The organism is Mangrovibacterium lignilyticum (assembly GCF_010882175.1).
Taxonomy (GTDB): domain Bacteria; phylum Bacteroidota; class Bacteroidia; order Bacteroidales; family Prolixibacteraceae; genus Mangrovibacterium; species Mangrovibacterium lignilyticum.
In genome coordinates, this window is record NZ_WKLH01000005.1 from 286,259 (window position 1) to 298,584 (window position 12,326).

14 protein-coding genes are annotated in these 12,326 nt (G+C 40.3%); 6 read left to right on the forward strand and 8 right to left on the reverse strand.

The features are described from left to right. Window positions 1-60 precede the first annotated feature (60 nt). Both GJV22_RS20020 and GJV22_RS20025 read left to right on the forward strand, forming a co-directional pair. Entirely contained in the window at window positions 61-954 is an 894-nt protein-coding gene (locus GJV22_RS20020) for a MerR family transcriptional regulator (RefSeq protein ID WP_163717972.1), read from the forward strand. 108 nt (window positions 955-1,062) lie between these two features. Then, the gene (locus tag GJV22_RS20025; RefSeq protein ID WP_163717974.1) at window positions 1,063-2,307 is read left to right on the forward strand and encodes an alkaline phosphatase family protein; all 1,245 of its coding nucleotides are present in this window, start codon (window positions 1,063-1,065) and stop codon (window positions 2,305-2,307) included. 42 nt (window positions 2,308-2,349) lie between these two features. Here GJV22_RS20025 and msrA read toward each other — a convergent pair whose 3' ends face one another. The 5 genes from msrA to GJV22_RS20045 all read right to left on the reverse strand — a co-directional run bounded on the left by msrA (window position 2,350) and on the right by GJV22_RS20045 (window position 5,374). Further along, a complete protein-coding gene (gene msrA, locus GJV22_RS20030) occupies window positions 2,350-2,913 on the reverse strand; it encodes a peptide-methionine (S)-S-oxide reductase MsrA (protein ID WP_163717976.1) in 564 nt (187 codons plus the stop codon). A gap of 63 nt (window positions 2,914-2,976) precedes the next feature. Then, window positions 2,977-3,273, reverse strand: coding sequence for a DUF6787 family protein (locus GJV22_RS22455; RefSeq protein ID WP_394367556.1), 297 nt, complete (start codon window positions 3,271-3,273; stop codon window positions 2,977-2,979). A 125-nt stretch (window positions 3,274-3,398) separates the two neighbouring features. Then, window positions 3,399-3,974, reverse strand: coding sequence for a hypothetical protein (locus GJV22_RS20035; RefSeq protein WP_163717979.1), 576 nt, complete (start codon window positions 3,972-3,974; stop codon window positions 3,399-3,401). Window positions 3,975-4,124: 150 nt separating this feature from the next. Then, window positions 4,125-4,700: a flavodoxin family protein gene (locus tag GJV22_RS20040; RefSeq protein WP_163717981.1), complete on the reverse strand. Its 576-nt coding sequence runs from the start codon at window positions 4,698-4,700 to the stop codon at window positions 4,125-4,127. A gap of 17 nt (window positions 4,701-4,717) precedes the next feature. Then, on the reverse strand, window positions 4,718-5,374 hold the full coding sequence (locus GJV22_RS20045; protein WP_163717983.1) for a DUF4159 domain-containing protein: 657 nt from the start codon (window positions 5,372-5,374) through the stop codon (window positions 4,718-4,720). Between the two features lie 178 nt (window positions 5,375-5,552). Here GJV22_RS20045 and GJV22_RS20050 point away from each other — a divergent pair, with 178 nt between their 5' ends. Further along, a complete protein-coding gene (locus tag GJV22_RS20050; protein WP_163717985.1) occupies window positions 5,553-6,788 on the forward strand; it encodes an aminotransferase class I/II-fold pyridoxal phosphate-dependent enzyme in 1,236 nt (411 codons plus the stop codon). Between the two features lie 6 nt (window positions 6,789-6,794). On the opposite strand, the gene GJV22_RS20055 is transcribed toward GJV22_RS20050, so the two are convergent. Further along, complete coding sequence (locus GJV22_RS20055; protein WP_163717987.1) at window positions 6,795-7,499, reverse strand: 16S rRNA (uracil(1498)-N(3))-methyltransferase; 705 nt, start codon at window positions 7,497-7,499, stop codon at window positions 6,795-6,797. A gap of 19 nt (window positions 7,500-7,518) precedes the next feature. Continuing rightward, window positions 7,519-8,013: a SixA phosphatase family protein gene (locus GJV22_RS20060; RefSeq protein WP_163717989.1), complete on the reverse strand. Its 495-nt coding sequence runs from the start codon at window positions 8,011-8,013 to the stop codon at window positions 7,519-7,521. Between the two features lie 62 nt (window positions 8,014-8,075). Here GJV22_RS20060 and GJV22_RS20065 point away from each other — a divergent pair, with 62 nt between their 5' ends. Next, window positions 8,076-8,591 (forward strand): metallophosphoesterase family protein, encoded by a 516-nt coding sequence (locus GJV22_RS20065; RefSeq protein WP_163717991.1) that lies wholly within the window; start codon window positions 8,076-8,078, stop codon window positions 8,589-8,591. Window positions 8,592-8,788: 197 nt separating this feature from the next. Here GJV22_RS20065 and GJV22_RS20070 read toward each other — a convergent pair whose 3' ends face one another. Beyond that, on the reverse strand, window positions 8,789-9,067 hold the full coding sequence (locus GJV22_RS20070) for a hypothetical protein (RefSeq protein WP_163717993.1): 279 nt from the start codon (window positions 9,065-9,067) through the stop codon (window positions 8,789-8,791). A gap of 646 nt (window positions 9,068-9,713) precedes the next feature. Between GJV22_RS20070 and GJV22_RS20075 the strand changes: the two genes are divergently transcribed. Continuing rightward, complete coding sequence (locus GJV22_RS20075) at window positions 9,714-10,874, forward strand: tyrosine-type recombinase/integrase (protein ID WP_163717995.1); 1,161 nt, start codon at window positions 9,714-9,716, stop codon at window positions 10,872-10,874. Between the two features lie 98 nt (window positions 10,875-10,972). Further along, window positions 10,973-12,085: a TlpA family protein disulfide reductase gene (locus tag GJV22_RS20080; RefSeq protein ID WP_163717998.1), complete on the forward strand. Its 1,113-nt coding sequence runs from the start codon at window positions 10,973-10,975 to the stop codon at window positions 12,083-12,085. The last annotated feature ends 241 nt before the right edge of the window (window positions 12,086-12,326 follow it).

Sequence of the window (12,326 nt, forward strand, 5' to 3'; positions counted from 1 at the left end):
TACGCGATTTGTTTAATTTATACAATACGTTAATAATCAGTATAAACAGGAGGGATGTTCATGAATTATTATACCATTAAAGATTTGGAGGCTCTTTCGGGAATTAAAGCTCACACAATCAGAATATGGGAGAAACGCTATGGATTGTTGGTACCGGAACGTACCGATACGAATATCCGATTTTATACTGACGAGGAATTGAAGCATTTATTAAATGTTGCTGCTTTAGTGAAACGCGGTCATAAAATTTCGAAAGTTGCATTATACAGTCAACAACGAATTCAGGAGGAGGTGCTCAAACTCAATCAGCAAACAAGTTCGTTGGATGATTTTATAGACCAATTGATCATACACATTATTAATTTCGACACTGAGAAGTTTGAAGCTTTGTTAGACCGTTTGCAGGAGCGTTTAGGTTTTGAAAAAATGGTTACAGAGTTGATTTTTCCCCTGTTTAGTAAAGTTGGAATATATTGGCAAATTGGCAGTTTGTTTCCGGCGCAGGAACACATGGTTTCGAATTTAGTCCGTCAACGAATAATACTTGAAACCACGCGGTTTAAGCCAGCTATGAATGCCAAAACAGTATTGCTCTTTCTTCCGGAGAATGAAATGCACGAATTAAGCCTTTTGTTTAGCCAGTATTTGGTATTGAAATATAACTACAGGGCAATTTACCTGGGGCAGAATGTTCCTTTTTCTGATTTGACGGGCTTGGCCGACCAAAAGTTGATCGAGCTAGTTGTAACCGTTTTTGTAAACGCGATGAAAAGAGAGCAACTTGAAAAGTACCTGAAAGATTTGAGTGCATTGTTTAAGTCGCAACCGATTTTCGTAAGCGGTTTGCAAATTCGATTGCACGAGCCCCAATTACCGTCAAATGTCAGTTTTATAAACAACGCCGACGTCTTTCGTGAAGAGCTTTTAAAAATAGCCTCCATCCCGCGGGTTTAACATCAATTTAACCTTTGTTTATACTAACTTTTCGCATGTTTCAGTAGTTTCACAAGTTCTAACTTTGATGGAATATTCCATTCGGGTATCAATTAAAATTAGCCTTTTGTGAAGTACTGTAACATTACCTTCTTTTTGCTGACGATGCTTGTCGTGTCATCATGTTCAACACGCCAGGCCAATCTGGCTGATAATGGAAAACTGCTCTATAAAAATGACGCGCCATACCTGGTGGTTCTGTCGCTGGACGGCTTTCGTTGGGATTATCCCGAGATGTATCACACACCCAATTTAGATTCTCTGGCAGTGACTGGAGTTAAGGCCGGATCTTTAATCCCAAGTTTCCCAAGCAAGACATTCCCGAATCATTTTACAATTGCAACCGGTTTGTATCCACAAAATCATGGTATTGTCTTGAATACCTTTACTGATCCGGAAGTGGGCGATTACAAATTAAGCGATCGGAACGCGGTTCAAAATCCGGAGTTTTATTTGGGTGAACCGATTTGGGTAACTGCTGAGAAACAGCAGCTGCGAACAGCATGCTTTTACTGGCCGGGATCGGAAGCACCCATTCAGGGAATTTATCCCGGCATCTGGAAAAAATATGATGACACTGTGCAATTTGGAGCCCGGATCGATTCGATTGTAAGTTGGCTTAGCAAGCCGGTAGCATCGCGTCCGCACTTAATCATGGGGTATTTTGATGAGCCTGATCACACCGGACATCAATACGGGCCTTTTGCTGACGAAACAAAGCAGGTTGTTGAAAGCCTGGATAGTCTGGTTGGTGTTTTCTGCTCAAAATTGAACAGTTTGCCTATTGCCGATTCAATCAATCTGGTAATCACCAGTGATCACGGGATGGGGCAAATTACTGCAAAAAAAAGTATTGTTCTGGCGAATTATTTGAACGAAGATTGGGTGCAGCGTATTCGTGGAGGCAATCCGGTTATCATGTTGAAGCCATTTGATGACTATGTTGATACGGTGTGGCATACTTTATCGAGTATTCCGCATCTGAAGGTGTATTCGAAAAACAATATGCCGACCGAATTTCATTATAACTTAAGCAAACGCATTCTCGATTATGTATGCGTGGCCGACAGTGGCTGGGCAATTTATTGGAAGAATACCAATTTTACAGACGGTGGTACACATGGGTATAATCCTTCGAATACGGATATGCATGCGATATTCTACGGAAGCGGACCGGCATTTAAAAGCAATTTTAAATCGGGGAGTATTCAGAATATTCACCTGTATTCGTTGTTTTCGAAAATATTGGGTGTTGAGCCGACAGAAAATGATGGAAGTGTTGATTCTGTCGTTCAGTTTTTAAAAGAACAGTAGATGAAGGTACTTTTTCAGAACCAGTTCGTTGGATCGATCGATTTACTTGACCGTTCTTTTTAGCCGGTCATTGAATAGCTTTCGAAATTTTGCGAGTTTGGGAATAATAACAAATTGGCAGTATCCCTGACCCGGATTATTTTCCAGGTAATTCTGGTGGTAGCCTTCCGCAGGAAAGAAATTCGTCCATTCGGTAAGCTCGGTGACGACTTTTTTTCCAAAAATATTGTCAGCATTCAGTTGCTTAATAATTGCCTGGGCAATTTCCTTTTGTTGTTCATTGTGATAAAAAATAGCCGACCGGTATTGAGTTCCCACATCGCCTCCTTGTTGGTTTAAGGTTGTCGGATCGTGGGTGGCGAAAAATACTTCCAAAATTTCTGAGAAATTGACTATTTCAGGGTCGAATTCAATTTCCACAACTTCCGCGTGCCCGGTTCTGCCGGAACAAACCTCACGGTACGCTGGATTTACGATTTCACCACCTGAATAGCCGGAAGTAACCGATAGTACGCCCCGCAGTTCTTTATAAAAGGCCTCTGTGCACCAGAAGCATCCACCACCTAAGGTTGCGATTTCTTTATTTATTGTTTTTGCGTCAATCATATTTAGAGCGAATAAGAGAGTTATCAAGATGAATCATAGAATCTGTTTCAGGCAGGATTGGTTTTATTTCAACTTTATTCCGAACCGTCTCAACATTTTCTTTTCAAATCGCCAAAAAAAATAGAACTGGCCCAGAATTGTTCCGATTATCAGCAAGCTGAGTTGATAAATTGGAACAATGGTAACAAGGTATACCAGCACTTTGAAAATGAATGGCCATTTGGGGTCGAAATGGATGAGATGAAAAACAAACTTACGGACAAAAAGTGTTGAGCTACCGCTTACTGAAAACACGAAAAAGATAGTGAAAAGCTGGAGGTTCGAGTCGACCTGCCACCGTTCTTTCAATTTACGCAACATCGGGAAAATAATTAAAGGTCACAGACCTTGATCGTTAGTTAATTTATTTGTTTCAGCTCCCTATCGGAACGGCATTCCTTTTTTAAGGCTGCTTTTTGAGATAACAAAGATCATCCGATATGGTTTTAAAACTGGTGGGTTTGGAAAATGATATAACCATAGACGAGAAAGCGTAAAATGCGGAAAAGCGCAAAATAGGTGTAGCGTTTTATCGGATACGCTGTGGTTCCGACCAACATGCTGATTAATGACCAAGGGATGGGGGTGAGCGCTGCCGCAACAATTAATACAGACCCGAACTTTCTGAAAAGAGGCCAGTACTTCAGGAATAATTTTCGACTCATATATCTGAAGAAAAGAACTCTTTTCAGGTAACGACCAATTAAAAATGAGAGATAACCAGCACCGTATGAAACGCCGGCGAAGAACGCCAGATTCAGGGCATAGTGGTAAATATCGCCTTTATGGTAGGCCCACAGCATAAAAAATTCGGGCGGGAAAAGACCGAAAAACAGCTCTGATCCAATATAAATTAAATAGATAAGCGTTGGCCTACTGTAAAATTTCTGAAGCCATACTTCCTGACTCTCAGTAATGATATATTCTTTGAAAAAGTAGTAGGCTATTGCAATTGTAATGGCATAAATTAATGCACGGCCTATATTTTTTAGTAAAAAACTGATCTTGCTTTGGTTTGTCATGGTTTTGGAAGATCAAATTTTAATTGTCGCTTTTGGTTGATGTTTATTGCTGCTGACACTGATGAATGTCTGTCTCTTTTGAATTTGTGTTTTCGGCATTAGAGCTCAAGGTTTTTTGTCTTAACAGAAGCTATAACATCGGTTTCCTTTTTAGGAGTTTATTTGCTGCAACAACCAAGCCATATTTTCACCCAGTGTTTGAATTGTTTGCATGCCTTCTTCATCGTTGACTACGTCGCCTTCAGCTTTACCATAGGCAAAATTCCAATACGACGAACCCGGTATGATCATCTGGTTGATCAGGAAGAAATTGTTGATGGTTTCAAACGTGTGCAGTTGTCCCCCTCGTCGCACCGAAATAACTGCTGCTCCGACCTTTCGTTTGAGTAAGTGACCGTTTCCGCGGGTAACATATCCAGCCACATCGATTAGTGCCTTCATTTCGGTAGTTACATCGGCAAAATACACCGGTGAGCCCAGAATGATAGCATCTGCTTCGAGCATTTTTTCGATGCACGTGTTAATCGCATCATTCTTGATATGACATTTCTTATTCTGAATTTCACGGCATTTTCCGCAAGCAGTACAACCGTGAACCTGTTTTCCTCCCAATTGAAAAATCTCCGTTTGAAAACCGGCTTTTTCGAGTGGTTCAAATGCAGTTTCAATTAAAATTCGGGTATTGCCGTTTTTTCGAGGACTGCCATTAATTCCCAGTACTTTCATTTGGTATGCTGTTTATCTTAGTTGCTAAAAACGAATGATACAATATTTGCGCCCATTTCCAACGCTTTTTGCCTGATATCCGGACTGTCTCCATGCACGGCCGGATCTTCCCATCCATCGCTGATATCTGATTCGTAAGTGTACAGACATACCAAGCGATCATAAATGAACAAGCCGAATGCCTGTGGTCTTTTATTGTTGTGTTCGTGTATTTTGGGCAGGCCATTCGGAAAGTCAAATTTTTGATGAAAAATAGGATGACTTGCCGGTAGTTCTACAAATTCCTGATCAGGAAATATTTTCTTCATTTCTCTGCGGATATACGGATCCAAACCGTAGTTGTCATCGATGTGAAGAAAACCTCCGGCTTCGAAATACAACTTTAGGTTTTTACATTCAGCGGGAGAGAAAATAACATTGCCATGGCCTGTTAAATGCAGAATCGGGTACTTGAAAACCTCGATACTACCGGGTTCTACAGTACCGTTGCTCGCTGCAAAGTTGGTATTTAGTTCGCGGTTGCAAAACCGCATTAAATTGGGTAAAGCTGTGGGATCGGCATACCAATCTCCACCGCCATTGTATTTGAGAAGGCCAATTTTCAAATTTGAATTCTGCGCCCAAATCGTATTAACGAGAAGAATTAAGCTGAAAAATAAAAACAATCGTTTCATAGATTACTGCTGAATTTCAAAGATAGTAAGAAACGAGTAGTTTTGAAGAAAATTAAGTTTTTCGGAGGAATATCAATTCTGAAAAAACCAATTCGTTCGAAAGCTGTTATTTTTGCGGACGATTGCTTGAGGCAACAACGACATTTTGATAGACGATTGATAATAAATTTTAAAACTGATGGAAAAAAGTTTCACCACCCGCTCGCTAAATATTCCTTTCCCTAAAGATGATCCGCACCGTGCATTGGACATGCCGGTATATGAATCCATTGCTTTTGATTTTGCATCGTCGGAAGATATTGCAGCGAACTTTAGAGGTGAATTGCCGGCACATGTATATTCCCGTACAAGCAATCCGACGGTGGAGTATTTTGAGCGGAAAATGAAAACGTTGACTGGTGCGCATCAGGCATTGGCATTAGCTTCCGGAATGGCCGCAATTTCAAATACAATTTTGGCGCTTTGTAAAGCTGGCGACAACATTATTTCGAGCAGCCATTTATTCGGTCACAGCTTTGCATTATTCGATCAAAGTTTAGCGAATTACGGGTTGGAAACGAGGTTTGTCGATACATCGAATATCGAGGAAATTGAATCTCAAATTGATGAAAATACCCGGCTGATTTATTTTGAAACCGTAACAAATCCCCAGTTGGAAATTGCGGATATTGAGGCAATTGCGAAGTTGGCTGACCGGTACAATTTAATTTTAGTTGCTGATAGCACGGTTACACCGCCGGTCGTTTTTAATTCGAAGGCTTTGGGAGTTCATGTTGAAGTGATGTCGACAACAAAATTTATTTCAGGAGGAGCAACTTCATTTGGAGGGGTGATTCTTGATAATGGATTATACGATTGGTCAAAGAATCCGAATTTGAGAGACTTTCACGAAAAGTTCGGAAAAGACGCTTTTATTGCCCGACTACGAAAAAATTACTACCGAAATACAGGCGGGGCGATGACTGCCCATACGGCCCATTATCAGATTCTTGGTTTGGATATTTTGGAGCTGCGTTTGGAACGGAGTTATCAGAATTGTATGGCCTTGGGCGATTTTCTGTTAGCACACCCGAAGGTAAAAAAAGTGACTTATCCCGGTTTGAAAACATCAACTGATTATCAATTGGCCATAAAGCAGTTTAACGGAAAGCCCGGAACAGTCATGACTTTCGATCTGGAATCGGAGGCTGCTTGTTTTACCTTTATGAACGAATTGCAGATCATTCGGAGAGCGACAAACCTGAACGATAATAAGTCGCTTATCATTCATCCTTATTCTACAATTTACGTCGAATTTCCGGAATCGGAGAGAATAGAAATGGGAATCAACGACACGATGATGCGCTTGTCGGTTGGCATTGAATCGGCACAGGATTTAATGGCAGATATTGAGCAAGCCTTGACAAAAATATAAGCGAGTTTAATCTTCCAAAATCAGGTTGCAGGTATGGCAGGCAACCAATGCAGCTGTTTCAGTTCGCAAACGGCTGTTGCCTAAACTAACCGGAATAAATTCGTTTTTCAGTGCCTGTTCAATTTCTGTTTCTGAGAAATCGCCTTCAGGGCCAATTAAAATCAGATTGGAATTACTCGTTGCGATTTCCGTTTTTAATAGTCGTTTATCGAGTTCGTGGCAGTGGGCAATAAATTTTTTTCCTTGAAATTCAATATCCAACAGTTCTTTTAACGGAGTCAGCGGGTTGAGTTTTGGCATGTAGGCTTTTAACGATTGCTTCATCGCTGAAATGATTACCTTTTCCAGTCGATCGTCTTTGATCACTTTTCGTTCTGAATGATCGCACAAAACCGGTGTAATCTCGTCAATTCCTATTTCTGTGGCTTTTTCCAGAAACCATTCGAGCCTGTCGATATTTTTTGTTGGAGCAACCGCAACGTGCACATACGATTTTCTTTTCCCGTATTCTTCTTCTTTCGTCAAAACCTCGATTTGGCACCTCTTGGGGTTTGCTTCGGTAATTTTAGCGGTGTAGAACGTTCCCAGCCCATCGATTAGTTGAATGATATCGCCTTCGTTCAATCTGAGAACGCGAATGGCATGTTTCGATTCTGTTTCAATCAGGGTGTAGCTGTTGCCCTTAATATCGGGGGTATAAAAAAGTTGCATTGTTTGTTTCGGTTGTTGATTAACGATAAGCTTTGGGTTTTAAATGGAAAGCTAAATCACCCTCTCTGGAAGCGATATTTTTCCACGTATCAACCTTAAATTCGATGACAGCAGTGGAACAGGTTGGCGTATCACTGTTGAACGAACGAACCAGGTTGTTGATTAAATAATGGATGGTCGGATTGTGGCCAAAAACAAAAACTGTTTCAATCTTGTCAGGCAACAGTTGAAGCATGTCGATAAAATCCTGGGTGGTCAATCCATCATATAACTCCTCTTCCTTTTGAATGTTATCCTTTTCATATTCAAAAGTCCGGGCATAAATTTTTGCGGTGCTATATGCTCGTTTCGCCGGGCTCGAAATGAAAAGATCAGGCGAAAATCCCAAAGCTTTTAGTTTTTGACTAACAGTTTCTGCATCCTCGCGCCCGCTAGTTCGAAGTTTTCGGTTAAAATCATCTTCGTAACCATAAGGAGTTGCTTTAGCATGTCTGACGATTACTACACGTTTCATTGTTCCAAATTTTGAGCTAAAATAAGCTATTTTTACGCGATAGAAACAACGAATTTATAAAAATGAAGCGAATCGGGTTACTGTCGGACACACACGGCGCAATTAGTTCAAGAACTTTAAAATTCTTTGAAAACGTAGATGAGATCTGGCATGCCGGTGATATTGGGACTGTTGAGTTGGCCGATCAGTTGGAACAGTTTAAACCGGTAAAAGCAGTCTACGGCAATATCGACAATCACATTTTACGGAGAATGTATCCCGAAACTTTGCGCTTTTATTGTGAAGAAGTTGAAGTGCTAATGACTCACATTGGCGGATATCCCGGGAGGTACGACTCCCGTATTCGGAAGGAATTATATGCTAACCCTCCAAAACTATTTATTTGTGGACACTCACACATTCTAAAGGTCGTTTTTGATGATAAAATCAACTGTCTCCATATAAACCCCGGTGCTTCCGGGTACAAGGGATTTCATACCATTTGCACTGCTACGCGTTTTGTTATCGATAAAGACCAAATTAAAGACATGGAAGTACTCGAGTTTGACCGAAGTAAGTTTGGTGAAATTATAGACTAAATGATCTACAGGTGAATTAAACCGAATAGAAAATCTGTATTATGTCCGTATAGATTCATAATTGTCTATTTGAATGTGGAAAAAGCGCAGTTCTAAGGCGTATGCTAAAATCAGGAGATTAACGTAAACGGTCGCATTATCCAGCTAATTAAACTAAAAATGAATTGAGAAAACAGGTTTTAAGAGAGTCGTTCTCCCTAAAACCAGTAGATCGGACAGTAACATGAAAAAAAGCTGGAGAAAGAAAAACAATGGTCAACAAGATCAGCAATGAAAATCTTCCTGGTTTTGTAAACCAGTAGATGAGAAAATAAAACATCTACACCTCGTTTAAACAGGCTGCTCATAAAATCATTGAGCTCTTCCATGCTTTTAAAACGGGTGAAAAAATCTTCAGGTAAACTTCCCAGAAGACTTTCATGATCGTTATTCAATGCTTTTTTATTCATAATCCTGTGTGTAATAAAGTTATTCATTTTTAATAATTTATCACTTACACAGTTTTCTAGACACTACCCCGGCTTTCATAGCCACGTCGCATAAATGTGTAGCCACGTCGCATAAATGTGTAGCCACGTCGCATAAATGTGCAGCCACGTCGCGTAAATGTGTAGCCACGTCGCATAAATGTGCAGCCACGCGGCAGTAATTTGCAGCCACGCGGCAGTAATGTGCAGCCACGCGGCATGAATGTGCAGCCACGCGGCATGAATGTGTAGCCACGCCGCAGTAATGTGCAGCCACGCGGCATGAATGTGTAGCCACATCGCAGTAGTGTACATTAACCAAGAGAGTGTTCGAGAGTGTTCAAATAACTGTGTCATGTAAACAAAAGGATAGGTTTTAAAATTTACATGATATGGGAAAATCGAAGTGGTAATGTTCATTAAACTGTTTCCCTGGAACCAATCATGATTTCTCTGGAATGAATCATGATTTCTTTGGAATAAATCAGAAGCAGAAGCGAAAGAATCAGAGGCTGGGGGAAAGATACTGAACGGGGTGACTCGAAAGTCACCCGGTCAGTTGCAGCTGGTTGTTTAGAACAAAGCTAAATTACATTTTCGGATATAACTATTTTGTAAAGTTTTGTAAATTGAAGGTTGAACCCAGTTAAGCCCGATGCCCGACCAGCAAGCCATCAAACTAAGTTATACTACCCACCGGCAACAAGCTGTTGTGCGGCTTGATTTTGCTTACGATGCAGAACTAATCGAAATCGTAAAGCAAATTGAGCATGCCCGCTGGAGCCAGGCATTGGGAGCCTGGTACATTCCGAAAGAACAGTTTGATTTGCGCTTGTTTTTTGAGGCTTTTCGGGGAAAGGCCTGGGTCGACTACAGAGAATTAAAAAACGCAAATAAGGGGCAGCCCATCACGACACCGGTTGCCAGTAAAGCACACTATAATCCAAAAACATTCAAATCAAAATTATCGGCTGAGGTAAAAAGCCAGATTCAATCTTTTAAAGCATGGATGGAACAAAAGCGTTATGCACCAAACACCATCAATACCTACATCCATCAGTTGGAAATTTTCTTTGGATATTATTCCGATAAAGATCCGGCAAGCCTGATCAATGACGATATTACCCGGTTTAATACCGAATTTATTCTAAAATATGGCCTTAGTGCTACATTTCAGAACCAAACGGTGAGCGCGTTAAAATTATTCTACGAAAAGAACCTTAGCCGCCAGTTGAACATCGGTGAGATTGAGCGTCCGTTAAAAGCCAAGCCCTTACCCAAAGTATTTAGCAAATCGGATTTGGAAAAGTTTTTTCGTTGTATCACCAATCCCAAACACAAAATGGCGATGGAAATTATTTATTCGTGTGGGTTACGCCGGAGCGAGCTAATCAACTTAAAACTGGAACATCTGGATTCGAAAAGAAAGACACTTTCTGTTATAAACTCGAAAGGTCGAAAAGACCGCGTGATTCCATTAAGTGAACGAACATTGCAAAAAATTAAAAGCTATTACCGCGAACATTTCCCCAAAATATACCTCATTGAAGGGCAATATCCGGGGAAGCCCATAACGGCATCGAGTTTACAAAAAGTTTTCGAAAAAGCGCTGCAGAAAGCCCGGATTAACAAGCCTTACACCGTGCATTGCCTGAGGCACAGCATTGCTACACACCTGCTGGAAAATGGCACTGATTTACGGATTATCCAGGAGTTGTTGGGACATAAATCGTCGACTACAACCGAGATCTACACCCATGTCAGCAACCAAAGTCTTCAAAATATTAAAAATCCGTTTGATGATCTTGATTTATAAGATAGAAAAAACTACACATAAAACATGAAATAACATTATATAAGATAACTTTGGTGGACAGATAACTAAGTTAACGGTTATTAAAAAATACTACTACAATGAAACTAACTATTAGTTTATTTCTAATTTCTTTATCACTTATTGCATTTGCTCAAGAGTCACATATTGAAGGAACAATTGATGGAATTGACAATGCAACAATACATGTCCTTGTTTTACCATTAAAAGAAGGGGCAAAACCAATTTTTGACACTACCTCGTGCACGGATGGGAAATTTAACTATACACTGAATTATGGTGTTAACATGTGGCACTTGGTTATAATTAGTAGCGATTCGTTTAATGCTGTTTTCGGTTCAGAAAAAAGTAGTAAACAACAACTTCAAAACAGGGACATCCGATTCTTTATAAAACCCGTTGAGGACATAGTGGTTTCCGCATCATTTGCCGATTATGGAATCAAATGTAGCATCACAGGAAACGACATTGGTCGGCAAATGAATCAAGTAAAAGAAGCAAAATTTCCGTATTCCGAAAGATTTAACCAATTAACGATCCAAAAGGAAAAGGAACCTGAAGGAAGCAATAAAATTGCGGAGTTAGATAAAGAACTACAATCCGTTAACGATCAATTAGACAGCATTGATTTGCAAACAATTGCCAAACATTCGGATTGGGAATACTCTGCAGATTTACTCGCTAAATTTCCTAATGATACGATTGTGAAATATTATAATAGATTCACGCCAACAGTAAAAAACTCAATTTTCGGTGCTCATGTTTCAAATGCACTGACTGCGTCAAAAAAAGATTTGCCTGCCCCATCGTTTTCCCTTCCTGATACAACTGGTAAAATTCATTCGCTATCTGATTACAAAGGGAAATATGTAGTTCTGGATTTCTGGGGTACATGGTGTGGCTCTTGTGTGGGAGGATTTCCAAAATTAAAAGAGTATTATTCTAAATATAAAGATCGAGTTGAATTCATCGGAATAGATTGTCAGGATCACGAAAAGCCTTGGAAAAATGCAGTTATAAAATATGAACTGAACTGGACAAACCTCTTTGCTGCGGATAAAGAAATCACTGACAATTACGGCATTACCAATTATCCTACAAAATTCATAATTGATAGAGAGGGGAAAATCGTATTAAAAAGTAGCGGAGAGGACAACGAATTTTACGATAAGATAGATGAGTTATTGAAATAACAACCGTTAACACAGTACATATTGCAGGGCGGGGTTTGGTGGTACGCCAACTGCGGATTCTCGTTTCGCAGTTCCGTGTCCTTCGGACAGGAACGCTCTCCGAAATCCGCCCCGACAACATGGTGTGCCGAGAAGCAGAACATCGGCTAATTCATCGTTCTGCATGCTGTAAATAAGATGGAGGAGTCCGGTAGTAACCGGATGAACCTCCGGTGTCGTCTTGCAGGAGGGGGCATCAAAC

Coding starts and splice junctions, on each gene's coding strand:
- GJV22_RS20020 (WP_163717972.1), top strand. CDS start 61: ATGAATTATTATACCATTAAAGATTTGGAGGCTCTTTCGGGAATTAAA.
- msrA (WP_163717976.1), bottom strand. CDS start 2,913: ATGATTGACGCAAAAACAATAAATAAAGAAATCGCAACCTTAGGTGGT.
- GJV22_RS22455 (WP_394367556.1), bottom strand. CDS start 3,273: ATGTTGCGTAAATTGAAAGAACGGTGGCAGGTCGACTCGAACCTCCAG.
- GJV22_RS20035 (WP_163717979.1), bottom strand. CDS start 3,974: ATGACAAACCAAAGCAAGATCAGTTTTTTACTAAAAAATATAGGCCGT.
- GJV22_RS20040 (WP_163717981.1), bottom strand. CDS start 4,700: ATGAAAGTACTGGGAATTAATGGCAGTCCTCGAAAAAACGGCAATACC.
- GJV22_RS20045 (WP_163717983.1), bottom strand. CDS start 5,374: ATGAAACGATTGTTTTTATTTTTCAGCTTAATTCTTCTCGTTAATACG.
- GJV22_RS20050 (WP_163717985.1), top strand. CDS start 5,553: ATGGAAAAAAGTTTCACCACCCGCTCGCTAAATATTCCTTTCCCTAAA.
- GJV22_RS20055 (WP_163717987.1), bottom strand. CDS start 7,499: ATGCAACTTTTTTATACCCCCGATATTAAGGGCAACAGCTACACCCTG.
- GJV22_RS20060 (WP_163717989.1), bottom strand. CDS start 8,013: ATGAAACGTGTAGTAATCGTCAGACATGCTAAAGCAACTCCTTATGGT.
- GJV22_RS20065 (WP_163717991.1), top strand. CDS start 8,076: ATGAAGCGAATCGGGTTACTGTCGGACACACACGGCGCAATTAGTTCA.
- GJV22_RS20070 (WP_163717993.1), bottom strand. CDS start 9,067: ATGAATAACTTTATTACACACAGGATTATGAATAAAAAAGCATTGAAT.
- GJV22_RS20075 (WP_163717995.1), top strand. CDS start 9,714: ATGCCCGACCAGCAAGCCATCAAACTAAGTTATACTACCCACCGGCAA.
- GJV22_RS20080 (WP_163717998.1), top strand. CDS start 10,973: ATGAAACTAACTATTAGTTTATTTCTAATTTCTTTATCACTTATTGCA.